Origin of the sequence: Haloferax sp. Atlit-10N, from assembly GCF_003586325.1 — an archaeon.
In the GTDB taxonomy this organism is placed as follows: Archaea; Halobacteriota; Halobacteria; order Halobacteriales; family Haloferacaceae; genus Haloferax; species Haloferax prahovense.
In genome coordinates this window covers 74,606-97,559 of the sequence record NZ_PSYX01000001.1, presented here as the reverse complement: position 1 = coordinate 97,559, position 22,954 = coordinate 74,606, and the positions used below count along the sequence as shown (strand labels likewise).

Sequence of the window (22,954 nt, the reverse complement as noted above, 5' to 3'; positions counted from 1 at the left end):
TCGCCGCGATGTAAGTCGGCGGCCACCGCCTACGCGGAGTTGTTGGTCGGGAGTTTGGGGATGAGCCACGAGAGGAACGACTCCATGCTGCGCGACTGCATCCAGACGGTTCCCGGGCCGGTGAACGTACAGACGAGCCCCTCGCCGCTGAACAGCGTGGACTTCAGGCCGCCGACGCGCTCGACCGAGAAGCTCGTCGTCTCGTCGAAGGCGACGATGTGGCCGGTATCGACCGTGTAACGCTCGCCCTCGCCGAGTTCGACCTCGTGGATGGCCCCGTAGCTCGACAGGAAACTGTCGCCGGTGCCGGTCAGTTTGAGCAGGAACAGCCCCTCGCTCCCGAAGAAAGTCTTCGCGCCGCCGAAGGAGGTGTCGAGGTCGAGCGCGGGGTCCGAGGCGATGTACGACCCGGACTGCACGTAGAGCGTCTCGTCTTCGAGGCGGTGGTGGACGATGTCGCCCGGAAGCGGGGGCGCAAAGGATACCTCGCCCGCCTGCCGCGCGCTGAACGTGTTCTGGAAGAACGACTCGCCGCCGAGGACGCTCCGTTTGAGCGACCCGAAGAGGCCGCCTTTCGCGTTCGTCTCGATGTCGATGCCGTCGGAGTAGCTGACCATCGCGCCGGCCTCCGACCGGAGCGACTCGCCCTCGTCGAGCGAGACGGTGAGGAGGGCGAACGACGGGCGGTAATCGATGGAGTGGTCCATGCGGGAGCTGACGGCGCGCTAAGATATGTAGTTGCCTGCGAAACCGGTCGTTCCGGCGACCGTGCCGCCGCGAGTCGTCACTTGGTGTCCGCGCGGACGAACGTCACGGGACACGGCGATTCGAGCATGACCTCCTGTGCGACGCTGCCGAAGACGGCCTTGCCGGTCGGCGAGCGCTTTCGACCGCCGACGACGAGGCGGTCGGCGTCGACCTCGCCCGCGAGTTCGACGAGCTTCTCGCCGTGGTGGCCGACTCGGCCGTGGACGACGTAGTCGATGTCCGCGTCGTCGAAGCGCCGCGTGAGCTCTCGGACGATGGCGTGTCGTCGGGCCACGTCGTCCGCAGAGACCTCCTCGGCCGTGATGTCGAAATCGAGGTTGTCGAGCGCCTCGTCGTACTCGTCTCTCGTGAAAACGTGTCCGATGACGACCGTCGCGCCGGTCGGTCCGGCCACGTCGATTGTCTCCTCGGCGAGTCTGTCGATTCGATCGGCGTCGCCCGCGCCGACCGCGAGCAAGATAGTTTCGATAGCCATACCAGCCCGTTCGCCCCGACGTCACTTAATCGTGCCGGAGATTTTTACTCAGAATCGAAATAAAAATTCGTGTTCGGCGGTTTCGCAGTCGCTGACAGCGGGAGTGTCACGCGGTAGCAATATGTACGTTTCGCTGGCGGCACCACCGCTCGGCGGGTGAGTGTGCGAGAAAAACCAGACCGCGTCGGACGGCTCAGACGTCGGGCGCGTCGTCTTCGACCGCGCGCTTCATCGAGTCGCGGCGGGACTTCGCGTCGCGGCCCGTCGCCTCGAGGAGGAAGTCGTTCTTCGCGCTGACGGCCTCGCCCGCGGCTTCGAGGTCTTCGGGAGCGAGGTCGGCCGGGTCGGCCTCCTCGAAGTTGACCGCGAGCTTGTCCTTTTTGCCGCTGTACTTGACCGCACCGGCGACGATGCGGGTGAACACGGGGTTCTTGGGCTCGCCGACGACGTAGAGGTCGCTTCCTTTGAACTCCTCGGTGTCCGTGATGGGGCCGAAGTAGTCTTCGACCGTCGCTTTCATGTCCGGAATTCGCTCTTCGAGCGTCTCCCCACGACGCATCTTGTACTCCTTCATGGACGCCTTTTCGATAGGGGATGGTTTACCTGTTTCGCGACTCTGCGACGCCTGCGAGGGCGTGCCGCGGTCAGGATTCCCGCTCGGCGATGTAGCCCTTTTTACACTCGGGGCAGATGTCGCCGGCCCGCATCGACGACGAGGACGCGCCGCGGGCGTGACCGCAGTTCGGACAGTAGTACTCGACGGCGTCGTCGGGGGCCTCGTTTCCGACGTTCGACTCGTCGGCGCGGACGAAGTCGTCTTCCTCCGCCTCGACGTACTGACCGTTCGACTGCTGGCTCGGCGAGCTGTTGCCCTCCGGGGCCAGTCCGCCGCCGAACGAGACCGAGACGGGCTCGCCGTCGTCGGGCTGAGCGTTCCATCCCTCGTCGTCGCCCGGCGCGTCGGGCCACGCCCCGCGTTCGCGGGTCTGTGCCTGTTCGGGCTCCGCTTCGGCGTCGGCTCCGACGCCCGCCTCGGCGTCCGCGTCGATGAACTCCGCGTCGTCGCCGTCGGCCGGCGGCGTCGGGTCGTCGGTCTCGACCTCGTCGACCTCGTCGGGCCACTGCGTCCGGTCGCGGGTGGCCGACTGCTCCTCGTCGTCGTCGTCGAGGATGATGCCGTCGTCGGTCACCGGTGGGGCGTCGACGCTCCCGGCGTCGTCAGCCGCGTCCGGCCCGTCTGCGGGCTGGGCGTCGGCGGCGTTCGCGGCCTCGGCCGGCTGTTGCGCCGCGGGGTCCGCGCCGGCGTCGGCGTCCGCAGCGGCGTCGGCGCCGGCGTTGGCGTCGTCGACCTCGGCCTGCGTCTCCGCGTCCGGAGCCGTCTCGATGGCGGCGTCCTCGCTGTCGGAGACGCCGGGCTGCGGGTTCGCCGGTTCGAACCCCGCGGCCGCGGTCTCGACTTCGCCCTCCGTCATCCCGACCTCCTCGGGCGTTCGGATGGCCGTGACCTCCTTGTTCTCGCTCATTACCTGTTCGTGTCCGCACCGCGAACAGACCTGTATCTCCCGAATCGAGACGACCACCTCGTCGCCGCGTTCCTCTCGCTCCCGTTCCGTCTCGGGGTCTCCGTAGGAGTGCCCGAGAAGACGGCAAGTAAGTCCCATTACGCGAGGATTCCGGGGTTCGGAAACAAAAAGGTACCCCCTGCCTGTCGGACGTCCGTCAGACGGGCGGTACAAGTAAACAGGAGGCGAACGATGTACCCGCTATGAGAGCGAGGCGGGAGTTCCGGAACCGCCGCGACATCGAGGTCGCGGTGCTCGACGCGCTCGTCGACCGCCACGACGAGGGGATGACGGTGTTCGAACTCCGTGCCGCCGTGGATGCCGACATCGACACCATCGAAGAGGCGCTGTCGGCGCTGAAAGACGAGGGCCTCATCGTGGTCGAGGAGGCCGACACGGGGGTGCTCATCCACGCCGACGAGCGCGTCGTTCCGGACCCGAGCGAAGCCGTCGAAGAGGACGCGTCGTTGTTCGAGAGACTCCGCGAGCGGTTCGGGCTCTGAGCGAGCCAGCGCGGAGAACGGACTCGTTTTGACTGTCCGGTCCGCCCGCGGCCGCCGCCGACGGACCGCCGACCGAAAGCCGGGCGAGTCGTCCGGGAGTGGGAGGGTTTTACGCGCCGAAGGCGAAACGGGGGGTAATGACACTCGTCGCCGACATCCACGAGGCACACGGTGCGACGTTCGAGACGCGCGGCGGAATCGAGGTCGTGAGCCACTACGGCCGCCCCGAGCGGACCCACCGCGCCGTCAGAAACGGCGTCGGCGTCATCGAACACGGCTACGGCGTCGTCGTCGTCGAGGGCGAAGACCGGGTCGATTACGTCGACAACGCGGTGACCAACACCGTCCCGGACGAGGACGGCGAGGGCGTCTACGCCCTACTTTTAGACCCCGACGGCCGCATCGAGACGGAGATGTACGTCTACAACGCGGGCGAGCGACTGCTGATTTTCACCCCGCGGGACCGCGCCGAACCGCTCGTCGAGGAGTGGCGCTCGAAGACGTTCCTCCAGCGCGTCAAACTCCGCGACGCGTCCGACGAGTTCGGCGTCTTCGGCGTCCACGGCCCGCAGTCCACCGAGAAGGTGGCGAGCATCCTCTCGGGGGCGGGCGCGCCCGAACCGGAGCTCTCCTTCGTCCGCGGCTCTATCGGCGGCGAACTCGGCGTCACGGTCGTCGCCTCCGACAACCCGACCGGTGAGGAGGGCTACGACGTCATCTGCCGCGCGAAGGACGCCGAAGACGTGCTCGACGCGCTGCTGTTCTACGGCAACCCCTCGGTCCCCGTCGGCTACCAGACGTGGGACAGCCTCACCGCCGAGGCCGGCACGCCGCTCTTCGAGTCGGAACTCCGCGGCAACCTCCCGAACGTCGTCGGCGTCCGCAACGCGCTCGACTTCGACAAGGGCTGTTTCGTCGGCCAAGAGGTCGTCTCGAAGGTCGAAAACCGCGGGCGGCCCTCGCGCCGACTCGTCGGCTTCCGCGCCGACGACCTCCCCGACGCGGGCGCCGAGGTCTCCGCGGACGGCGACCCGGTCGGGACCGTCACCCGCGCCGTCGAGAGCCCGATGCTCGAATCACCCATCGGCTTCGCGCTCGTGGACTACGGCCTCGACGCCGACGACCTCGAAGTCGCGGTCGGTGACGACCGCGTCGGCGCGACCCGCGAGTCGCTCCCGTTCGTCGAGGGGAGCGCGGTGTCGGCGCGGCTCCCGACGTATCCGGGCGAGAAATAGGAGCGGAGCGTTTCGGCGCTCCCGGCCCTTTCAGAGCAGTTTCTTCAGGTGTTCGCGCGAGAAGAACGAGCTCGGCTTGTCCATGTGGACGCCGATTTCCCCCGACAGCGACCGGAGACCGACCCGCTGGAGCCACTCGGGGAAAGAGTAACACCGGCGCACGAGGTGGCCCAGCCGAATCTCCCGGGAGAGTTCGTCGCGCCACGCGTCCTCGTAGGCCGACAGCGTCTCGGGGTCGTCGGGGTCGATGGTCGCGGCGGCGATGTCGGCCGCGGTCATCCCGTAGAGGATGCCGCCGCCGGTGAACGGCTTGGTCTGGGCGGCCGCGTCCCCGACGAGGAACGCCCGACGAGTGGTCGTCCGGTCCGGCGGGCCGATGGGGATGGCACCCGAACAGAAGTGCTCCGTCTCCACGTCGTAGGTGTTCGTGAGCGCGTCGAACATTTCGTTGACCTCAGCGCCCGGCGGGGCCGCGAGGCCGTACTCGACGCCGGCGTCGCCGCGGGGGATGCGCCACGCGAAAAAGCGCGGGACCGTGAGGTGCACGTCGACGAAGTCGCCGTCGTCCGGGTCAGGGTCGAACGCGAGGACGCCGTGGAGCGTCTCCGACGGTTCGGGGAGGTCGAGCGCTCGGCGGACCCGCGAGGTCGGGCCGTCGCACCCGGCGACCATCTTCGCCTCGAACCGGACGGTACCGGCCTCACCGGCCACGCTCACGGTCAGTCGGACCCGGTCGTCGAGTTCCTCGACGGCGGTGACGGTGTGGCCCTCGCGCACGTCAGCGCCGGCGTCGCGGGCGCAGTCGGCGAGGGTGCGGTCGAGTTCGACGCGGTCGATGACGTTCGAGACCTCGCTTTGCTTGTAGAACGGGTATGCCTTGGAGTTCGGGCCGCCGACGCGGAAGTTCGCCCCGTAGATACGGTTCTGAAACAGGCGGTCGCGCGCCTCGTCGGGGACGTACTCCCAGATGTCGGTGCTGACGTGCCCGGAGCACGCGAGGGGCGTCCCGACCTCGCCTTTCTCCAGCGCGAGCACGTCGTAGCCCGCGTCGGCCGCGCGGCGGGCGAACCGCGCGCCGGCGGGACCGACGCCGACGACGGCGAAATCGTACATGCTTGGCCGTTGCCGCGCCGACCCATGAATCTTCTCGCTTCGGACGAGGGGACGTCTCGGAGGAAAAACCGCCCGGCTACTCGACGACCGCCAGCCCCGCCGCAGTCCGTCGTGTCCCGTCCCACGGAACCTCGATTCGGTCCCACGAGTCGCCGAAGTCGGTCGTCCGGTAGAGGCCGCGGTCGTTCGCGGCGTAGCACTCGCCGCCGGACAGACCGGCGGCAAGAATCCCTCGCGTCGCGCCCGGCCCGGTCGGCAGTCCGGTCTCGTCGAGGCGTTCCCACGACTCGCCGCCGTCCTCCGACGAGTCCGCCCGGCGGTAGAGGTACGCCGCCGCCGACTCGACCCGGTGGGCGCGCATCGGCCCGGAGGCGGCCGACAGGAGCACCGAGTCCGGGTCCGCGGGGTCGACGACGACGCTCCAGCAGTAGCCGTGGCCCAGCCCCGCGGTCGGCGTCGTCCACGTCTCGCCCGCGTCGTCGGTCTCGGCGTAGCCGTCGCCCGCGGCGACCCGGACGCGACCCGGTCGGTCGGGGTGCGTCGCCATCGAGTGCGTGTCTCGCTTGCTCGACGGCACGCGGTCTTGCCACGTCTCCCCGCCGTCGAGCGAGCGGACGAGCGCCCCGGCCTCGACCGCGACGAACAGCCGGTCGGGGTCGGTCGGGTCCGGTTCTATCCAGCGGACGTGGTGGGTGTGCGGGCGGGGCGGAAACGCCCACGACGACGCCGAATCGAGGTCCGAAAGCGACGCGAGTTCGGCCCACGTGTCGCCGCCGTCGGGAGAACGGAAGACTGCCGAGGGCTCGGTACCGGCGTAGACCACGTCCGGGTCGGCCGGCGAGACGGCGAGGCTCGTCACCGACTCGGGGAGCGCGTCGGTGCCGACCGCGTGCCACGACGCCCCGCCGTCGGTCGTTCGGAAGACGCCGGCGTCGAAGGTCCCGCAGAACGCCCGGTCCGGCGCGCGCGGGTCGGCCGCGACGCACTCGATGCGGTGGTCGGCGAGTCTCCGACGGGCGGTCGAGTCGTCGGGCGACCCCGAGACCGAGAGGACCGCGCCGTTCGCGGCGGCGTAGAGGTGCATGGGGGACAGAGGGGCTCGACGGTGAAAAAGCGGGCGCGGGGCGTGGCTCGCGGCGGTCGCGCGGGCCGCGGGTGACCGAGAGCAGAACGACGATTACGACAGGTCGCGACGCTCGAACACCTCGGCCGCGAGGACGACGAGGACGCACGTCACGGCGACGAGCACGGCGATGCCACCCCAGTCCACGTCGCCGGCGACGAGGAGTTCGCCGGGGTCGAGGTAGCGCGTGAGCGACAGGGCTCCGAGGAACTCGTAGTCGGTGTCGACGGTCAGGGAGTCGAGGAGGAACGTCCCGAAGACGACGCCGATGGCCGCGCCCTGCGCCCGGCGGACGCGCCCGAAGAACGCCGACGCGAGGAGGCCGACCGCGACGCAGGCGACGAGGTAGAGGCCGCCGACGGCGTGGACCGCGAGGAGGCGGGTAAGGTGAATCTCCTCGTCGATGAGGCCCGCGCCGACGACGACGGCCGCGAGGAGTGCGAGGTCGACGACGGCGACCGCCGGGAGCATCGCGAGGAACTTACCGACGACGAACCGGGTGCGCGAGACGGGCCGAACGAGGACGAGTTCGACCGACTGTCGGTCGACCTCGCCGGCGACGAGCGACCCCGCGGCGTAGGCGAAGTAACTCCCGACGATGAGGAGCCAGACGAGTTGGTAGAGTTCGACCACGAGGTAGCCTTCGAGCGACGAGAAGTCGGTGACGCTCCCGACGAAGGCCGCCTGAAACTCCTCGGGGTACGACTCCAGCAGTTCGGCGAAGTCGATGTCGGACTCGCCGAACGACGGGAAGACGGCGATGGTGAGCCCCGCGGTCGCTACGAGGAGCACGCAGACGATGACGAGCCCGCGCCGTCGCCGGGCGAATTCGAAGGACGCGATGTCGAGTTCACGCATTCGCGGACTCCTCGGCGTCGGCGGGCGACGGGTCCTCGGCGTCGCCCCCGTCGTCGGTGGCGGCGCTGTCGCCGACGTCAACGCCGTCTTCTCCGCCGTCACCCTCGTCGTAGAAGTGCATGAACACGTCCTCGATGGCCGTCTCGCGGACTTCGAGGTCGTCGATTCGGTAGCCGTCGAGGGCGTCCACGAGCGCGTCGTAGTTGCCCGAGGTGACGAGTCGGAGGGAGCCGTCGGGCTCGATGCGGGCGTCGATGGTCTCCGGAAAGTCGAAGTCGGCGAGGTCGATGGAGTCGGGCGACTGGACCGTGACGACCTTCCCGCTCCGGGCGAGCAGGTCGTCGATGTCCTCGACGGCGACGAGCCGACCGTTTCGGATGATGGCGACGCGGTCGCAGACCTCGCGGACCTCCCCGAGGATGTGCGTCGAGAAGAACACCGTCACCCCGCGGGCGCGCTCCTCGCGGAGGAACTCGTAGAACTCCTGTTGGACGAGCGGGTCCAACCCCGAGGTCGGCTCGTCCATCACGACCACCCGCGGGTCGTGCATGAACGCCTGCACGATGGCGAGTTTCTGCCGGTTGCCGCGGGAGTAGGCCCGGACCGGCCGGTCAAGCGGCACCGGAAAGCGGCCGAGGAGTTCGTCGCGGCGGGCGTCGCCGGAGAGTCCGGCGAAGTAGTCGAGGGTCTTGCGGCCGGTCACGTCGTCGTAGAACCGCGGGTCGCCGGGGATGTGGCCGACGCGCGAGAGCACGTCGAGGAAGGCCGCGCGGTCGTCCACCGGAACCCCGAGGATGCTCGCCGTGCCGTCGGTCGGTTTGAGCAGGCCGAGAAGCAGGCGAATCGTCGTTGACTTCCCCGCGCCGTTGGGGCCGAGGAAGCCGAACAGCTCGCCCTCCGAGACGGAAATCGAGAGCTCCTCGACCCCGCGAACGTCCCCGTAGAACTTGGTGAGGCCGTCGATGTCGATGGCGGGGACAGACATGCCCACACGTAGGCGCGCTCCGGACGTATCCCTTGCGTGACGTTACCACCGATTGAGAGCCGAGCGTGTTGTTAAGCTTACATGCCGCGTATCTAGCGCGACTGAAGCGGGCTCGCCCGCCGGTCCCTTCACCATGACTCGTCGTACCCGGCGGGCGAGCGCGGCGCTCCTCGCCACGCTACTGGTCCTGTCCGCCCTCGCCGGCGCAACCGGGAGCGCCGCGGCCGCCAGCCGAGTGACCGGAAGTCCCGACCTCTCGATTATCGCGCCGGAGAACCGACTCGTCGCCGGTACCGAGGCCGCGGTCGAGGTGTTCGTCGTCAACAGCGGGACGGTCACCAACGACGGCCCCGAGGAGTACGAGGCGCTCGTCCAGACGGCCCGCGCGCTGACCATCCGCGGCGAGTCGAACGGCCCCATCACCGTCGTCAGCGGTGAGATTCCCGTCGGGACCGTCCCCGAGGGCGTCTCCGGGCCGGCGTCGCTCCGCCTCCGCGTCGCCGAGGGCGCGCGGCCCGGTACCTACGAACTCCCCGTCACGTTCACCTACGACTACACCGCCTCGGTGTACGTGGACGGCGAGACGGTCCGGACGACCCACCGGAGTCGGACCATCAAGCGGGACCTCGAAGTGGTCGTCGAGCGCAGACCCGCGTTCGCGGTCCGGACGGTCGACGCCGCCCTCGCGGTCGGTGACAGCGGGACCGTCGCGGTCGACATCGAGAACGTCGGGCCCGTCGGGGCCGCGGACGCGACGGTGACCGTCACCTCGACCGACCCGGAGATAACGTTCGGAAGCGGCGTCGCCTCCGCGGAGACGTTCGTCGGCGAGTGGGAGGAAGGCGCGACAGAGCGCGTGAGCTTCCGCGCCCGCGTCGCCGACGACGCCATCGTCCGCAACTACTCGGTCGACCTGACCGTGACCTACCGAGACGAGGACGGTCAAACGCGGACTTCGCGGTCGTTCGTCGCCGGGGTGCGCCCGACCCGCGGGGCCGACTTCGAACTCGCGGACGTGGACGCCGCGGTCGCCGTCGGCGACACCGGCACGCTGACGCTCGAACTCGTGAACGTCGGCGACGCGACCGCCTCGGCGACGACCGTCGGCGTGGCGTCCGCCGACTCCGAGGTGACGTTCGGGGCCGGCGCGCCCGCCGCGGAGGCCTACGTCGGCGCGTGGGAACCCGGCGAGACGAGGCGCGTGAGCTTCCGCGCCCGCGTCGCCGACGACGCGCTCGACCGGCCCTACTCGCTCGACGTGGCCGTCTCGTTCCGCAACCCCGGTGGCGACCGGAAGGTCCAGTCACTGGTCGCCGGTCTCGACCCCGGAGCCGGCCCGGCGTTCGCCGTGACGGTCGAAGAGAGCACGCTCAGAGTCGGCGGTGTCGGCCGCGTCGTCGGCACCGTCGAGAACGTCGGCGAGGGCGAGGCCCGAGACGTGGTGCTCCGCCTCGAATCCGACGACCCGGCGCTGACGCCGACGGACCTCGACGTGACCGTCGGCACGCTCGCGCCCGGCGAGGTCGCCGAGTTCGAGTACGCCATCGGCCTCGCCGCGGGCACGACGCCGGGGACGCGTCGACTCCCGTTCGTCGTCGAGTACCGGCCGCCGGGCGACGAACTGCGCGCGGCCGACCGGACCGACGTGCTCGCGGCGGTGAGCACCGGCGACCCCGCCGTCGCGGTCGAACCGCGGAACGCGACGTTCGAGGTGGATTCGACCGGCCGGCTCGTCCTCGCGGTGACGAACACCGAGGCGACGCCGCAGACCGACGTGACGGTCAGGCTCGTCGCCGAGGAGCCGCTTTCGAGCGAGGACGCCGTCGCGTTCGTCCCGCGACTCGACGCCGGCGAGACGCGCCTCGTCGTCTTCGACCTCGAAGTGAGCGGCGACGCCGTCCCGAAGACGCAGGTCGTCGGCGTCGACGTGAGCTACGAGGACGACGCCGGCAGACAGCTCTCGACGGGCACCCAGCGGGTCGCCGTCGAGGTGGTCGAACCGGCGACGACGTTCCCCTTCTTCCCGGCGCTCGTCGTGGTCCTCGCGCTCGCGGGCGTCGGCTACTGGTGGTATCAGCGTCGCTGAGAGCACCGTCGGCGCTGAAGAAAAGTCGGCGCGCGTTCAGTCGTCGTTCGCCACTTTCGCGGGGTTGCGGCGGTCCGAGCGCGGCCCCTCCTCGTCCACGTCGGGGAGGTAGTCGCGGAGGTACCGACCCGTGTGGGAGTCGGGGTTCTCGGCGACCTCCTCGGGGGTGCCGCTGGCGACGACCGTGCCGCCGCCCGCGCCGCCCTCGGGGCCGAGGTCGACGATGTGGTCGGCGTTCTTCACGAGGTCGAGTTCGTGTTCGACCACGAGGACGGTGTTGCCGTTGTCGACGAGGCGCTGGAGCACCTCGATGAGCTTCCGCTCGTCTTCCTTGTGGAGACCGGTCGTCGGCTCGTCGAGCAGGTAGAGCGTGTCGCCGGTCTGCTTCTTGCCGAGTTCCTCGGCGAGTTTGACGCGCTGTGCCTCGCCGCCGGAGAGCGTGGTCGACGGCTGGCCGAGTTGCATGTAGCCGAGGCCCACGTCGTGGAGCAGTTGGAGGCGGCGGCGAATCTGCGAGTTCGCCTCGAAAAAGTCGAGCGCCTCGTCGACCTCCATGTCGAGCACGTCGGCGATGGTCTTGTCCTTGTACGTCACGTCGAGCGTCTCGGCGTTGTAGCGCGCGCCGTTACACTCCTCGCAGGGCACGTACACGTCGGAGAGGAAGTTCATCTCGATTTTGACGTTGCCCTGTCCCTTGCAGGCCTCACAGCGGCCGCCCTTGACGTTGAAGGAGAACCGGCCCTTCTCGTAGCCGCGCTGTTTCGAGAGCTTCGTCTCGGCGAACAGTTCGCGGACGTAGTCGAAGACGCCGGTGTACGTCGCCGGGTTCGACCGCGGGGTGCGACCGATGGGCGACTGGTCGATGAGCCGGACGGTCTCGATTTCGTCGTAGCCCTCGATGGCGTCGTGCTCGCCGGGGTCGACGGAGGTGTTGTCGTTCATCCGCCGGGCGAGTCCCTTGTAGAGAATCTCGTGCATCAGGGTGGACTTACCCGACCCCGAGACGCCGGTGATGGCGGTGAACGTCCCGAGGGGAAGCGGCACGTCGAGGTCGTCGAGGTTGTGTTGGCGCGCGCCGCGGACGACGAGTTCGCCGTCGCCCTCGCGCCGCGCGTCGGGCACGTCGATGTCCTTGCGGCCCGAGAGGTAGTCGGCCGTGATGGAGTCGTCGGCCGCGACGATATCGTCGAAATCGCCCTGCGCGACGACCTCGCCGCCGCGCTTGCCCGGGCCGGGCCCCATGTCGATGATTTCGTCGGCCCGGCGCATCGTCTCCTCGTCGTGTTCGACGACGATGAGCGTGTTACCGAGGTCGCGGAGGCCTTCGAGCGTGTTGAGCAGTTTGTCGTTGTCGCGCTGGTGGAGGCCGATAGACGGCTCGTCGAGGACGTAGAGAACGCCCACGAGGCCGGAGCCGACCTGCGTGGCGAGGCGGATGCGCTGGGACTCGCCGCCCGAGAGCGTGGCGGCCTCGCGGTCCAAGGTGAGGTATTCGAGGCCGACCTCGGTCATGAAGCCGAGGCGGGCGCGAATCTCCTTGAGAATCTCCTGTGCGATGGTGCGGTCGCGCTCCGAGAGGTCGGCTTCGAGGCCCTCGAAGTGTTCGAGCGCGCCCGCGATGGTCATGCAGTTGACCTCGGGGAGCGTCGTGCCGCCGACGCGGACGTGGCGGGACTGCTCTTTGAGCCGCGAGCCGTCGCAGTCGGGGCAGGTCGTGACGGCCATGAACTCCTCGATGTGGTCCCGCGTCCGGTCGGAGTCGGTCTCGACGTGGCGGCGTTCGAGGTTGCCGACGACGCCCTCGAAGGGGTGTTCCTTGTGGCGCGTGCCGTTTTTCGTCGTCCACTCGAACACCACGTCCTCGGTGGTGCCGAACAGGAAGGCGTCCTGCACCTCGTCCGAAAGCTCCTCGAACGGGGTGTCCACGCTGACGCCGAAGTGGTCGGCGACGTTGTCGAGCTGGCGGCGGTAGTACGTCCGGTTGTAGCTCCACGGCTCGAAGACGTGCTTGAGCGGCTTCGACGGCTCGGTGACGACGAGGTCGGGGTCGACCTCCTTCGCCTTGCCGAGGCCCTCGCACTCCGGGCAGGCCCCGTGGGGGCTGTTGAACGAGAACGACCGCGTCTCGATTTCCGAAAAACGGAACGACGAGTTCGGGTTACCGAGTTCCTCGGAGAACTCGACGACGAGGCGGTCGTCGCCCTCGCCCGCGAGCGACCCGGTCGAACGGGTGTTGGAGGCGAAGGGGAGGTCCTCGGGCGGGTCGGGGACGATGAGTTTGAGGACGCCGCCGGCCTCGTCGAGCGCGGTCTCGACGGAGTCGGCGATGCGCGAGCGCGCCTCGGGCGCGACCTTCACGCGGTCGACGACCACGTCGATGGTGTGGTCGTAGTTCTTGTCGAGTTCGGGCGTCTCGAACGAGAGGTCGAACTCCTCGCCGTCGACCTCGACGCGGGCGTAGCCCTCGGAGACGAGGTCCGAAAACAGGTCCTTGAACTCGCCTTTCTGGTCGCGGACGACCGGCGCGACGACCTTCGCTCGGGTGCCCTCGGGGAGTTCGAGAATCTGGTCGACCATGTCCTGTGCGGACTGCTCGCCGACCTCCTCGCCCGTGATGGGGTCGTACTGGGTGCCGACGCGGGCGTACAGGAGGCGGAGGTAGTCGTGGAGTTCGGTGACGGTCCCGACGGTCGACCGGGGGTTGTTGGCCCCGTTCTTCTGGTCGATGGAGATGGCGGGCGAGAGGCCCTCGACGGCCTCGACTTTCGGCTTGTCCATCTGGCCGAGGAAGTTCCGCGCGTAGGCCGAAAGCGACTCGATGTACCGCCGCTGACCCTCCGCGTAGACGGTGTCGAACGCGAGGGAGGACTTGCCTGACCCCGACAGGCCGGTGACGACGGTAAACGTCTCGCGGGGGATGCGAACGTCGAGGTTCTTGAGGTTGTGCTCTTCGGCACCGCGAACCTCGATGTAGTCCTTGCTCATTCGGACGACTCTAGGAACGAGAGGACCGAATAGGCATCGGTTCGGGCCGTTCGAGCCGCATCGCTCGCGTCGGCGACTCGGGAGAGATCGGAGCGTGCGCGGTGTCGTCCGCCGGCGTCAGCCGTTGAGCTTCTGCCGCGAGATGGAGATGCCCGTCGGCGTGATGACGATTTGGTCGTCGCCCTTCTGGACGATGTCGCCGTCTACCTCGCGCGCGACCTGCCGGAGGTCGTCGATGATGTGTTCCATCGTGTTGTCGGAGGTCGTGTGGCGGGTGATGTCCGCGATGACCAGATTGCCGTCGTAGACGGCGTCTTTGATGGCGATAACGTCCTGCTGGCCGCCGATTTCGGCGATGTGAACCGAGAGGCCGGCGTCGCCGCGAGCGGTGTCGAAGTCGTCGAGGTCGAGTTCGACGTAGTCCTCGGTCGTTCGGGAACCACCACCACCGAGAATCTTACTCATGATACCCATAGGACGTAGAGAGGCCACAACGGGGTTAGTTCTTACGTCAGACGATTGTCTCTCTTCAGACATGTCTGAGCGCTGAGGCGGGACGAATCGACGGCAGTACGGCCACAGGAGGGTGGTGCCGCGGGAGGCGACGACGCCGGCGGACGTCCGACGCGCGCGCCGTCCGCGTCGTTTCGCCGGGTGTTTTTACCTCGCGGCGCGCGGGAGCAGACGAACACGATGACCTTCAGCATCTGCGTCCGCGAGTCGTACGTCGACGACGGCGGCGACGACCAGCACCGCTTCGGCGTCGCCGTGACGACCCGCCTGCCGGGCGTCGGGGCCCTCTGTCCGTTTGCAAGTGAACACGGCGCGGTCGCGACACAGGCGCTGACGAACGTCGAACTCGGGGAGAAGGGCATGGACTACCTCGAAGACGGCCTCGCCGTCGACGACGCCCTACAGGCGCTGTTGAACGCCGACGACGGCCGGTCGGAGCGACAGCTCCACGGCGTCGGCTCCGAGGGGACGTTCGCCTTCACCGGCGACGACTGTCTCGGCTGGGCGGGCCACCGCGAAGGCGACGACTACACCGTCGCTGGCAACCTGCTCACGGGCGCGGAAGTCGTCGAAGCCGCCGCCGACGCCTACGAGCGAAGCGTCGACGGCGACGAGCCGCTCGCGAAGCGACTCATCGACGCGCTCGGCGCGGGACACGCCGCGGGCGGCGACAAGCGCGACGACCTCGACGTCCAGAGCGCGGCCGTCGTCGTGACCACGACCGAGGACCGCGAGATGGAGCCGTACTACAACGACCTCCGGGTCGACGCGACGGAGACGCCGCTTCGCGACCTTCGGGAGACGTTTTCGATGGCGCGAGAGGGATACGAGGCGGCGCTGGAGAAGTACACCGAAGAGTAGCCGACGTGGCCGAGAGCCGCGCGCGCCGGGGCAAAGAAACAGTCGGCTCAGACGGAGAACTCGAAGAGGTCGTCGCCGACGTGGTGGATTGACTCGACGACCTTGCCGGAGTCGCCGACGAGGTCCGCCCCGTCTTCGAGCGCGCGACCCACGGCGAGCACCTTGCCGTGGGTCTCCTCGGCGATGACGACGAGGTCGCCAGCCTCGATGGTGTCGTCCGCCTCGGTGATGCCGGGGCGCATCACGTCGGCCCCGCTGGAGACGAACGAGACCGCGCCCGCGTCGACCGTGACGACGTTCGTCGTCGGCGGGAACTGGTTCGCGCCCTTGACCGTGAGAAACGGCTGGTCGTCGACGTACATGACCGCCGGCTCGCCGTCGACGAGGACGACCTCGTAGTCGGCGTCGGCGAACTCGACCGCCTCGAACGCGTCGCCGTCGAGGGCGACGCCGAGGGACGATTCGATGGAATCACACAGGGCGTCGATTTCGTCGCTTCGGAGGTGGTGGCGAGACTTGACCTTCATACCGGGTCGTGGACGCTCACGGCCGATAAATCGACCGCTCCGCATCGAGTGGTCGGCGACGACCCCGGCGGCCGGTCGAACGCGAGTCGACCCGAGCTAACCCAAAACCAACCCGAAGCAATCCGAAGCAACCCGAACCACGTCGGCGTCTGACGCGCGTCAGACTGTGACAGGATAAACTGCTAAGTACGATTGGGTCCACTCCAACGATATGTGGCGCTCCCGGACGAACCGGGACCGGAAACGTGTCGTGTGCATCGCATGCGGTGACGCGGTCCTCCGGTCGGCGGCGCGCGAGTACGACAAAGAGGGGAACCGCTGGGAACGGCACGGCAAGCGGTTCGAACACCTCTGTAAGTCCTGTTATCGAGGGCTCTGTCACCAGCCCCGCGGGGAGCTCGAAGGCCTCCTCATCGACATCGAAGAACACGGCATCACCAACGAGGAGTTCCTGCTTCGCTACTTCGACGCGGTCAAAGAGCGGTACGAATCCCCCGGCGAGCGCGGTCGCTGAGGTCGCTTTCCTTGGCCCGCCGCCGGGGCGCGCGCGAGCGTGCTCACGAGCGACGTCGTTTCCCTCTCGTCGCGGCTCGTGCCCGACACTCATTTCTCCCTGCCCCGTCTAGTCGGGGCTATGTCAGACGACGCGCAGGCGTACGCCGGGACCGCCGAAGGGCAAGGACCGGTGGAGATAGACGCCGAACTCGCGCGACACCTCCAGAACAAGCGCGAGGACCTGTTCGAGGAGTTCGAGATTCGAGACAAGTTCCCGCCGGAAGTCCTCTCGGAGGCGCGTGCGCGCACCGACGGCGTCCACGAGGAGATCGAAGACGAGCTCGAACACCGCAAGGACCTCCGAGACCTCACGACGTGGACGACAGACCCCGTCGACGCCCAGGACTTCGACGACGCCCTGAGCATCCGCGAGAACGAGGAGACGTACACGCTGTGGGTCCACATCGCCGACGTGACCCACTACGTCCACCCCGGTTCGGAGATGTGGGCCGAGGCCGTCAAGCGCGGGAACACCGTCTACCTCCCCGCCTACACCATCCACATGCTCCCGCCGGCGCTGGCCGAGACGGTCTGTTCTCTCGTCCCCGAAGAGGACCGCCTCGCCCACACCGTCGAGATGGAGATCAAGAAGGACACGCTCTCGTTCGAGTCTATCGACATCTACAAGTCCGTTATCCACTCCAACGAACGGCTCACCTACACGCAGTGTGAAAACCGGCTGGAAGACCCCGACCTCCCCCTCCACGACGAGAACGCGCTGGTCTTCGACCTCGCGGACCAACTCCACGAACAGCGCAAGGAAGACGGCTCGCTCGTTCTCAACCCGAGCCGCGACCGCGCCCACACCATCATCGAGGAGTGCATGCTGAAGGCGAACAAGGCCGTCACGCACGAACTCATGTGGAACCGCGGCGTCGAGGCGATGTACCGCGTCCACCCGCAGCCGACTCCCGACCAGTGGGACAAGGCGCTCCGCGAAATCACCGAACTCGACGGCGTGAGCATCAAGTCCACGTCGTGGGACGAGCCGCGGAAGGCCGTCAACGACGCCTTAGAGAGCGCGAACTCCCGCACGCTCAACAAGATTCAGCGCGCCGTGCTGAAGGTCATGCCCCGCGCGAAGTACATGAACGACCCCTTCGGCGGCCACTACGCGCTCAACTTCGACATCTACGGCCACTTCACCTCGCCCATCCGGCGGCTGTCGGACCTCATCAACCACTGGATCGTCCACGAAAACGACGTGCCCGAAGACCTCGTCGAGCTCTGCGACCGCGCCTCCGACCGTCAGAAGGACGCCGAGACGGCCGAGCGGCTCTACAAGCAGTTCCTCCAAGAAGTCGGATTGGACCCCTACGCGGTCAACAACCGCGGCATCGTTACCGTCGACGACGACGGCGAGGTCATCGACGAAAACGGCCTCCCGCCGCGCGAATAACCGGGCGGGCGACCCCGCCGCCCGCGGCCGGCGAGGCGAACGCGAGACCATAGGCTCAGTCAGCGATGTGCCGAAGCGACCGAAAGGCGCTCACCGCCGCCGGCTGCGTTACTCCTCTTGTTTGTGCGTGAACAAGAGCACGTCGCCGTCGTGCTGAGTCACACAGAGGTCGAGCATCATGCTCAGTTCGAGACTGTTGTAGTCGTTTTCGCAGACGACCAAGTCGTCGAACGGTTTCTCACAGGCCGGACAGGCGATAGAGACGGTGTTCTGGTAGGTGGTGACGCCGCCGCTCGACTCGTAGGGCGTGAGCGACGACCGGAGTTCGTCGAGTTCCTCGTCGTTCATGGACGTGTTGTGCGCGCGGCGTGCGTATAATTCTTCACGGTCGGACACCGGTCACGGTCGGACGCGACGCACGAGTGGTGGCTCATCTTCCTCCGGCGTCGTCCAACCCGCAGGCCCACCGGAAGTGCGGGTGGACCCACGACAGCCCCGCGGCGTTAGCCTCGACCCACGACGACGGGTCGCTCAACCGACGCGACAGCACCGCCGCGCGCTCCTCGTGAGTCCCCTCACGGTCGAAGGGAACCAGTTCGAGCGTCCGCGACGCGGGGTTGAAAAAGACCGCCCGCTCGGTGTCCTCGTCGAGTCCGACCAGCCGCGAGCCGTTGGCGTCCTTCTGAAGGAGCGCCTGCGCCATCCGATGCTGGTGGACTCCGCGGCGCGTCTCGCGGAGTTTCGAGACGATTGCTCGAAAGAGGGCCGTCGGGTCCGACGGGGGGTCGCCTCGTCGTGTTTCCATACCGACGCCCTCGGAGCGAGACGATAAGAGGGTCCGCCATGAGCGGAGTGAAAGTGTCGGGTTCGGCGGAAGTGAAGGCGTGTCAGCGAGCCGAACGACTCACGGCGGCGACGCGTCCCCCGCGAACACTTCACGAGGGTTCCGCAAGCTTCGAACGGTATGTCCCCACATTGGCGCGCCTGTCTCGTCGCCTGCGTCCTCCTTGCCCCCGGCTGTGTCGGCACCCCGGTCCGACCGGGACCACGACAACAGCTACGACCGCGGCCGAGACGACCCAGACGACGACCGCGACGGCAGCGACCACGACGACTGCGACCGATTCCCCGACGTACGGGACCGAGTTCGTCTCCGTCTCGAAACTGGAGAATCAAAGTCGAGCCGAGGCGTGGCCCGATAACAAGACCGCCCGCTTCGAGAACCTCTCCGAACCGCGGAAATCGGTGTTTCGGGACGCGCTCGACGGCCGAGTCACGTTCGGGCCCGACGAACAGAATCCGTTCGCGTTCAGCGATTCGGAACGGCCCGAACTCGTCCGGTACGAGGGGGAGTGGTACTTCGTCCGGGTCGCGATTGTGTAGTCGTGGAGCCGTTCGCTCGCGGTACTCGTTTTCTGATTCAAATCCCCGCTCGGACATTCACGATTACACTCGACACCGTCGGTACTCGCAGGGCACCTGACGGAGCCACTGCTCGAAGGTGTGGTGTCGAGAGAAAGTAGTGGACTCGCGGGGATTTGAACCCCGGGCCTCTTCCTTGCGAAGGAAGCGATCTGCCACTGATCTACGAGCCCTCATTCCCACGGAGTCGTGGGATACACTTATACCCTATGTTTTGTCCGCGGCCGGGCATGCGATAGCATCCCGTTCCGTCGGGTGATTCTACGGGCGTCTGCTCGCGTGTCGAACGGAAGTGAGATGACACGCGCCTTAGCGCTGAAAGTCAGCTCGGAGGCAGAGTCCTCCGGACGCGCGCCTCGACAGCCGCGAGTGTGACGGGCGGGCCGTCACGAACGGGCGGTCCGGAAGTCCGGACAGCGCCGTCGTTAGTCTTCGAGGACGATCTCGATGCTGACGTCGTTCGGAACCTGAACGCGCATCAGCTGGCGCAGAGCGCGTTCGTCAGCGTCGAGGTCGATGAGACGCTTGTGGACGCGCATCTCCCAGTGCTCCCACGTTGCCGTCCCCTCGCCGTCAGGCGATTTGCGGGCGGGGACTTCGAGCGTCTTCGTGGGCAGCGGGATCGGCCCGCTGAGGTTGACGCCCGTCTTGTTCGCGATCTCGCGGACGTCGTCGCAGATATCGTCGAGGTCTTCCGGACTCGTGCCGGCGAGCCGAACGCGTGCCTGTTGCATCGTTATCGCTCGTTGACTTCGAGCACTTTGCCGGCCGCGATGGTCTGACCCATGTCACGGACAGCGAAGCTGCCGAGCTCCGGAATCTCGGAGGACGGCTCGATGCTGAGCGGCTTCTGCGGACGGACGGTCACGATGGCGGCGTCGCCGGACTTGATGAAGTCCGGGTTCTCCTCAGCAACCTCGCCCGACGCGGGGTCGAGCTTCTGGTCGATCGACTCGATGGTACACGCGACCTGCGCCGTGTGGGCGTGGAAGACCGGCGTGTAGCCAGCGGTGATGACCGAGGGGTGCTGCATGACGACGACCTGCGCCTTGAACGTCTCGGCGACCTTCGGCGGGTCGTCAGCCGGGCCACAGACGTCGCCGCGGCGGATGTCGTCCTTGCCGACGCCACGAACGTTGAAACCAACGTTGTCGCCAGGTCCGGCCTGGTCGACTTCCTCGTGGTGCATCTCGACGGTCTTGACCTCGCCGCCGACGTCAGAGGGCTGGAAGCTCACGTTGTCGCCGGGGTTGAGGGTACCCGTCTCGATACGGCCGACCGGGACCGTACCGATGCCGGAGATGGTGTAGACGTCCTGGATGGGCAGGCGCAGCGGCGCGTCCGTCGGCGGCTGCGGTGCCGGCAGGTTGTTGAGCGCTTCGAGGAGGATGTCGCCGTCGTACCACGACGTGTTGTCGGAGCGCTCGGCGATGTTGTCGCCCTCGAAGGCCGAAATCGGGACGTAGGTCGCGTCGTCGGAGTTGAAGCGGACCTGCTTGAGGAGCTTGTTGACCTGCTCCTTGACGTCCTTGTACTTGTCTTCGCTGTAGTCGACGACGTCCATCTTGTTGACCGCGATGATGAGTTCGCCGATGCCCAGGGTGCGGGCGAGGAAGACGTGCTCGCGGGTCTGAGGCGCGACACCGTCGTCGGCGGCGACGACGAGGACCGCGTTGTCAGCCTGCGAGGCACCGGTGATCATGTTCTTGACGAAGTCGCGGTGGCCAGGACAGTCGACGATGGTGAAGTAGAACTCGTCCGTGTCGAACTCCTGGTGGGCGATGTCGATGGTGACACCGCGCTCGCGCTCTTCGGCGAGGTTGTCCATGACGTAGGCGAATTCGAATCCGCCCTTGCCCTTCTCCTCGGCTTCCTCTCGGTGCTGCTCGATGACGTGCTCCGGGACGGAGCCGGTCTCGAACAGGAGTCGGCCGACGAGCGTACTCTTACCGTGGTCGACGTGGCCGATGATGGCCAGATTCTGGTGGGGTTTGTCGCTCATTGGTGTGTTCACGCGCTAAGGCGCTCTGTGGGGAATGTTTTTGCTGAAACCCCTAAAACGATTTCGATACGCGCTACGAGCCGTCTAACCGCCGTACTGCGATTTGCGGAACCATACCACGGTCCCGGAAACGGCGTGTCCGGTAGATACCGACAGTCGAAAGAAACAGGGATAGGGGCCGCCTGTGCCGCTATTCGAGGCGTGAAACGTCGGACAGGACGGCGGTCGCCGTTTCCGGACCGCCCGCCCCGCGGCCGCTGATATTCAGTTGGCCCGCGTGTTTGGTCTCCAACTGGACGATATTCTGCGTGCCCGTGACCGACAGCGCGGAGCCTTGCGGAATCAGCCGCGGGGCGACGCGGACCCCGTCGGCGGTCGCCTCGCCGATGAGGCGGACCGTCCGACCGTCCTCGGCGGCGAGGTCGAGCGCCGTCCCCGGAACGTTGCGGATGCCCTCGACCTCGGCGTCGTCGAGCGCGTACTCGGTCTCGCCGTCGGAGAGGACGTTCGCGAGGATGACGAACTTCAGCGCGGCGTCGATGCCGTCGACGTCGAACGTCGGGTCCGCCTCGGCGACGCCGAGGTCCTGGGCCTCCGCGAGCACGTGCTCGTAGTCGAGTCCCTCGGCGGCCATCCGCGAGAGGATGAAGTTCGCCGTCCCGTTCAGCACGCCGCGAGCGGCGGTCACGTGGGGCGCGCCGAGGTCCGAGATGGTCGAGAGGACGGGAATCGCGCCGCCGACGGCGGCCTCGAACTGGACGGTCCCCTCGCTTTCGGCTTCGAGCGCGCGCAGGTCGGCGTACCGTTCAGCCACGGGCCCTTTGTTCGCGAGCACGACGTGCCGGTCGTCGGCCAGCGCCCGCTCGACGTGCGAGAACCCGGGCTCGGCGTCGCCGAGCGTCGTCGGCGTCGCCTCCACCAACACGTCGTAGTCGGCGTCGAACACCGCACCGGGGTCCGCTTCCCCGACCACGCCGTCGCGTTCCTTGCGGTCGTGGACCGCGCTCGGGTCGAGTCCGGCGGGGTCGACCGCGGAGGAAGACGAGTCCGCGAACGCGACGACGTCGTGGCCGTAGTCGCCCGCGAGGTCGAGAACCGAGCCACCGACCGCGCCCGCACCGAGCACGGCGAGTCTGAGGCTCATTGGGACCCCTCCGCGAGCGGCTCGACGACGTGCAGTCCCTTCTCGGCGGCGAGGTCGCGAACGACCGACAGCGTCTCGTCGACGCGGCCGGAGCGGACCGCGAGCCGGAGTCGTGCGCTCGACGCCTCGTTAGTCCCCTCGCGGGCGGACAGCGACAGGTCCTGTAACGTCGCGTCCGCCGAGGACTCGATGCGGTGGAGCGTGTCCGAGAGGTCGGAATCGACGATGTCGCCGACGAGGATGACCATTACCTCCTCGCCGAAGTGCTCCGCGCCGGCGCGGATGACGTTGACGCCGGCGTCGCGGAGCGCCTCGACGATTCGCTCGAAGCGGTCGGGCGGGCACTCGAGGTCGACCTCCACGGGGATGTGCCCCCGAGGAGTCAGGCTCCCGCGCTCGTGGAAGATGGAAAGCAGGTTACCACCGTTGTCGGAGATGGGCTTGAGCGCGGCCAAAAGCTGTCCGGGCTCGTCGACGAGTTCGAGCCGAATCGTGTGCGGTTTCGGCATCTCGCCGCTCCCGTCGGTCTCGGCGTCGCTCCCGCCGTCGAGGTCCTGTGCGCTCATCGCCCCACCCCCGTGGGCCGTCCCGACGCTGTTGTCCGCGACGCGCGGTTCGGTCGTGGTTTCGCGTCGTCGCGCCAGGAGTCGAGAGACGTACCCTTACGCATACGTATCCGTGATTCGGCCACGTGGTATAAGCCTTCGCAGCCGACACGGTTTGCCGACGTCGACAGCGTGCTGGCATGTGTCACGGGGAGGTCGACCGCGACAGAGCGCTCGGAGACGGTCTCGGCCACCGGAGGACGACGCGGGAAGGCCGTCGGGCGCGGCACGGC

The 22,954-nt window shown here is 67.8% G+C and carries 23 protein-coding genes, 1 tRNA gene and 1 pseudogene; 7 read left to right on the top strand and 18 right to left on the bottom strand.

Features of this window, described 5'->3' with window-relative positions:
- Nucleotides 1–29 precede the first annotated feature (29 nt).
- The 4 genes from C5B91_RS00495 to C5B91_RS00480 form a co-directional block, all read right to left on the bottom strand.
- Nucleotides 30–707 (bottom strand): TIGR00266 family protein, encoded by a 678-nt coding sequence (locus C5B91_RS00495; RefSeq protein ID WP_008091554.1) that lies wholly within the window; start codon nt 705–707, stop codon nt 30–32.
- Between the two features lie 77 nt (nt 708–784).
- Nucleotides 785–1,243: a universal stress protein gene (locus C5B91_RS00490; RefSeq protein WP_115818946.1), complete on the bottom strand. Its 459-nt coding sequence runs from the start codon at nt 1,241–1,243 to the stop codon at nt 785–787.
- Nucleotides 1,244–1,436: 193 nt separating this feature from the next.
- Nucleotides 1,437–1,817: a DUF5611 family protein gene (locus C5B91_RS00485; protein WP_004973531.1), complete on the bottom strand. Its 381-nt coding sequence runs from the start codon at nt 1,815–1,817 to the stop codon at nt 1,437–1,439.
- Nucleotides 1,818–1,887: 70 nt separating this feature from the next.
- Nucleotides 1,888–2,904 (bottom strand): hypothetical protein, encoded by a 1,017-nt coding sequence (locus tag C5B91_RS00480; protein WP_115818945.1) that lies wholly within the window; start codon nt 2,902–2,904, stop codon nt 1,888–1,890.
- 20 nt (nt 2,905–2,924) lie between these two features.
- On the opposite strand from C5B91_RS00480, the pseudogene C5B91_RS00475 reads away from it, so the two are divergent.
- Nucleotides 2,925–3,308, top strand: a pseudogene (locus C5B91_RS00475) (DUF6432 family protein); the annotation flags it as partial.
- 137 nt (nt 3,309–3,445) lie between these two features.
- On the top strand, nt 3,446–4,543 hold the full coding sequence (locus C5B91_RS00470) for an aminomethyltransferase family protein (RefSeq protein ID WP_008091542.1): 1,098 nt from the start codon (nt 3,446–3,448) through the stop codon (nt 4,541–4,543).
- Nucleotides 4,544–4,573: 30 nt separating this feature from the next.
- Here the strand turns inward: C5B91_RS00470 and C5B91_RS00465 are convergent, their stop codons facing one another.
- From C5B91_RS00465 to C5B91_RS00450, 4 genes are all read right to left on the bottom strand, one after another.
- Nucleotides 4,574–5,656, bottom strand: coding sequence for a geranylgeranyl reductase family protein (locus C5B91_RS00465; RefSeq protein WP_049968020.1), 1,083 nt, complete (start codon nt 5,654–5,656; stop codon nt 4,574–4,576).
- Between the two features lie 76 nt (nt 5,657–5,732).
- The gene (locus C5B91_RS00460; protein WP_115818944.1) at nt 5,733–6,740 is read right to left on the bottom strand and encodes a hypothetical protein; all 1,008 of its coding nucleotides are present in this window, start codon (nt 6,738–6,740) and stop codon (nt 5,733–5,735) included.
- A 93-nt stretch (nt 6,741–6,833) separates the two neighbouring features.
- On the bottom strand, nt 6,834–7,637 hold the full coding sequence (locus tag C5B91_RS00455) for an ABC transporter permease subunit (protein ID WP_008091536.1): 804 nt from the start codon (nt 7,635–7,637) through the stop codon (nt 6,834–6,836).
- Entirely contained in the window at nt 7,630–8,622 is a 993-nt protein-coding gene (locus C5B91_RS00450) for an ABC transporter ATP-binding protein (RefSeq protein WP_049968018.1), read from the bottom strand. Before C5B91_RS00450 ends, C5B91_RS00455 begins: the two co-directional genes overlap by 8 nt.
- 133 nt (nt 8,623–8,755) lie before the next feature.
- On the opposite strand from C5B91_RS00450, the gene C5B91_RS00445 reads away from it, so the two are divergent.
- Nucleotides 8,756–10,708 carry a COG1361 S-layer family protein gene (locus tag C5B91_RS00445; protein ID WP_008091533.1) on the top strand — a complete coding sequence of 651 codons (1,953 nt, stop codon included), beginning with the start codon at nt 8,756–8,758 and terminating at the stop codon, nt 10,706–10,708.
- Between the two features lie 36 nt (nt 10,709–10,744).
- Here C5B91_RS00445 and uvrA read toward each other — a convergent pair whose 3' ends face one another.
- Complete coding sequence (uvrA, locus tag C5B91_RS00440; protein WP_115818943.1) at nt 10,745–13,693, bottom strand: excinuclease ABC subunit UvrA; 2,949 nt, start codon at nt 13,691–13,693, stop codon at nt 10,745–10,747.
- A 117-nt stretch (nt 13,694–13,810) separates the two neighbouring features.
- On the bottom strand, nt 13,811–14,167 hold the full coding sequence (gene sepF, locus C5B91_RS00435; RefSeq protein ID WP_004969075.1) for a cell division protein SepF: 357 nt from the start codon (nt 14,165–14,167) through the stop codon (nt 13,811–13,813).
- A gap of 219 nt (nt 14,168–14,386) precedes the next feature.
- Between sepF and C5B91_RS00430 the strand changes: the two genes are divergently transcribed.
- Complete coding sequence (locus C5B91_RS00430) at nt 14,387–15,067, top strand: DUF1028 domain-containing protein (protein WP_115818942.1); 681 nt, start codon at nt 14,387–14,389, stop codon at nt 15,065–15,067.
- Nucleotides 15,068–15,114: 47 nt separating this feature from the next.
- Here C5B91_RS00430 and C5B91_RS00425 read toward each other — a convergent pair whose 3' ends face one another.
- Entirely contained in the window at nt 15,115–15,594 is a 480-nt protein-coding gene (locus C5B91_RS00425; protein ID WP_004969073.1) for an RNA-binding protein, read from the bottom strand.
- A 211-nt stretch (nt 15,595–15,805) separates the two neighbouring features.
- On the opposite strand from C5B91_RS00425, the gene C5B91_RS00420 reads away from it, so the two are divergent.
- Together C5B91_RS00420 and C5B91_RS00415 are read left to right on the top strand one after the other, a co-directional pair.
- Nucleotides 15,806–16,108: a hypothetical protein gene (locus C5B91_RS00420; protein ID WP_008091528.1), complete on the top strand. Its 303-nt coding sequence runs from the start codon at nt 15,806–15,808 to the stop codon at nt 16,106–16,108.
- A 120-nt stretch (nt 16,109–16,228) separates the two neighbouring features.
- Entirely contained in the window at nt 16,229–17,548 is a 1,320-nt protein-coding gene (locus C5B91_RS00415) for a ribonuclease R family protein (RefSeq protein WP_008091527.1), read from the top strand.
- A gap of 108 nt (nt 17,549–17,656) precedes the next feature.
- On the opposite strand, the gene C5B91_RS00410 is transcribed toward C5B91_RS00415, so the two are convergent.
- Nucleotides 17,657–17,896, bottom strand: coding sequence for a hypothetical protein (locus C5B91_RS00410; RefSeq protein ID WP_004065334.1), 240 nt, complete (start codon nt 17,894–17,896; stop codon nt 17,657–17,659).
- 82 nt (nt 17,897–17,978) lie between these two features.
- Nucleotides 17,979–18,353 (bottom strand): hypothetical protein, encoded by a 375-nt coding sequence (locus C5B91_RS00405; RefSeq protein WP_049968014.1) that lies wholly within the window; start codon nt 18,351–18,353, stop codon nt 17,979–17,981.
- A gap of 170 nt (nt 18,354–18,523) precedes the next feature.
- Here C5B91_RS00405 and C5B91_RS00400 point away from each other — a divergent pair, with 170 nt between their 5' ends.
- On the top strand, nt 18,524–18,931 hold the full coding sequence (locus C5B91_RS00400) for a hypothetical protein (RefSeq protein WP_115818941.1): 408 nt from the start codon (nt 18,524–18,526) through the stop codon (nt 18,929–18,931).
- Nucleotides 18,932–19,071: 140 nt separating this feature from the next.
- Here C5B91_RS00400 and C5B91_RS00395 read toward each other — a convergent pair.
- The 5 genes from C5B91_RS00395 to C5B91_RS00375 all read right to left on the bottom strand — a co-directional run bounded on the left by C5B91_RS00395 (nt 19,072) and on the right by C5B91_RS00375 (nt 22,682).
- Nucleotides 19,072–19,143 (bottom strand) — tRNA-Ala (locus tag C5B91_RS00395).
- Nucleotides 19,144–19,395: 252 nt separating this feature from the next.
- A complete protein-coding gene (gene rpsJ / locus C5B91_RS00390) occupies nt 19,396–19,704 on the bottom strand; it encodes a 30S ribosomal protein S10 (RefSeq protein ID WP_004044563.1) in 309 nt (102 codons plus the stop codon).
- 2 nt (nt 19,705–19,706) lie between these two features.
- A complete protein-coding gene (tuf, locus tag C5B91_RS00385; RefSeq protein ID WP_004044564.1) occupies nt 19,707–20,972 on the bottom strand; it encodes a translation elongation factor EF-1 subunit alpha in 1,266 nt (421 codons plus the stop codon).
- A 190-nt stretch (nt 20,973–21,162) separates the two neighbouring features.
- Nucleotides 21,163–22,116 carry a homoserine dehydrogenase gene (locus tag C5B91_RS00380; RefSeq protein ID WP_008091515.1) on the bottom strand — a complete coding sequence of 318 codons (954 nt, stop codon included), beginning with the start codon at nt 22,114–22,116 and terminating at the stop codon, nt 21,163–21,165.
- Entirely contained in the window at nt 22,113–22,682 is a 570-nt protein-coding gene (locus C5B91_RS00375) for an amino acid-binding protein (RefSeq protein ID WP_008091513.1), read from the bottom strand. Before C5B91_RS00375 ends, C5B91_RS00380 begins: the two co-directional genes overlap by 4 nt.
- Nucleotides 22,683–22,954: the final 272 nt, after the last annotated feature.

Coding starts and splice junctions, on each gene's coding strand:
- C5B91_RS00470 (WP_008091542.1), top strand. CDS start 3,446: ATGACACTCGTCGCCGACATCCACGAGGCACACGGTGCGACGTTCGAG.
- C5B91_RS00405 (WP_049968014.1), bottom strand. CDS start 18,353: ATGGAAACACGACGAGGCGACCCCCCGTCGGACCCGACGGCCCTCTTT.
- C5B91_RS00380 (WP_008091515.1), bottom strand. CDS start 22,116: ATGAGCCTCAGACTCGCCGTGCTCGGTGCGGGCGCGGTCGGTGGCTCG.
- C5B91_RS00375 (WP_008091513.1), bottom strand. CDS start 22,682: ATGAGCGCACAGGACCTCGACGGCGGGAGCGACGCCGAGACCGACGGG.
- C5B91_RS00460 (WP_115818944.1), bottom strand. CDS start 6,740: ATGCACCTCTACGCCGCCGCGAACGGCGCGGTCCTCTCGGTCTCGGGG.
- rpsJ (WP_004044563.1), bottom strand. CDS start 19,704: ATGCAACAGGCACGCGTTCGGCTCGCCGGCACGAGTCCGGAAGACCTC.
- C5B91_RS00445 (WP_008091533.1), top strand. CDS start 8,756: ATGACTCGTCGTACCCGGCGGGCGAGCGCGGCGCTCCTCGCCACGCTA.
- C5B91_RS00465 (WP_049968020.1), bottom strand. CDS start 5,656: ATGTACGATTTCGCCGTCGTCGGCGTCGGTCCCGCCGGCGCGCGGTTC.
- uvrA (WP_115818943.1), bottom strand. CDS start 13,693: ATGAGCAAGGACTACATCGAGGTTCGCGGTGCCGAAGAGCACAACCTC.
- C5B91_RS00430 (WP_115818942.1), top strand. CDS start 14,387: ATGACCTTCAGCATCTGCGTCCGCGAGTCGTACGTCGACGACGGCGGC.
- C5B91_RS00420 (WP_008091528.1), top strand. CDS start 15,806: ATGTGGCGCTCCCGGACGAACCGGGACCGGAAACGTGTCGTGTGCATC.
- C5B91_RS00455 (WP_008091536.1), bottom strand. CDS start 7,637: ATGCGTGAACTCGACATCGCGTCCTTCGAATTCGCCCGGCGACGGCGC.
- C5B91_RS00480 (WP_115818945.1), bottom strand. CDS start 2,904: ATGGGACTTACTTGCCGTCTTCTCGGGCACTCCTACGGAGACCCCGAG.
- C5B91_RS00415 (WP_008091527.1), top strand. CDS start 16,229: ATGTCAGACGACGCGCAGGCGTACGCCGGGACCGCCGAAGGGCAAGGA.
- C5B91_RS00495 (WP_008091554.1), bottom strand. CDS start 707: ATGGACCACTCCATCGATTACCGCCCGTCGTTCGCCCTCCTCACCGTC.
- C5B91_RS00450 (WP_049968018.1), bottom strand. CDS start 8,622: ATGTCTGTCCCCGCCATCGACATCGACGGCCTCACCAAGTTCTACGGG.
- tuf (WP_004044564.1), bottom strand. CDS start 20,972: ATGAGCGACAAACCCCACCAGAATCTGGCCATCATCGGCCACGTCGAC.
- C5B91_RS00485 (WP_004973531.1), bottom strand. CDS start 1,817: ATGAAGGAGTACAAGATGCGTCGTGGGGAGACGCTCGAAGAGCGAATT.
- C5B91_RS00410 (WP_004065334.1), bottom strand. CDS start 17,896: ATGAACGACGAGGAACTCGACGAACTCCGGTCGTCGCTCACGCCCTAC.
- sepF (WP_004969075.1), bottom strand. CDS start 14,167: ATGGGTATCATGAGTAAGATTCTCGGTGGTGGTGGTTCCCGAACGACC.
- C5B91_RS00490 (WP_115818946.1), bottom strand. CDS start 1,243: ATGGCTATCGAAACTATCTTGCTCGCGGTCGGCGCGGGCGACGCCGAT.
- C5B91_RS00425 (WP_004969073.1), bottom strand. CDS start 15,594: ATGAAGGTCAAGTCTCGCCACCACCTCCGAAGCGACGAAATCGACGCC.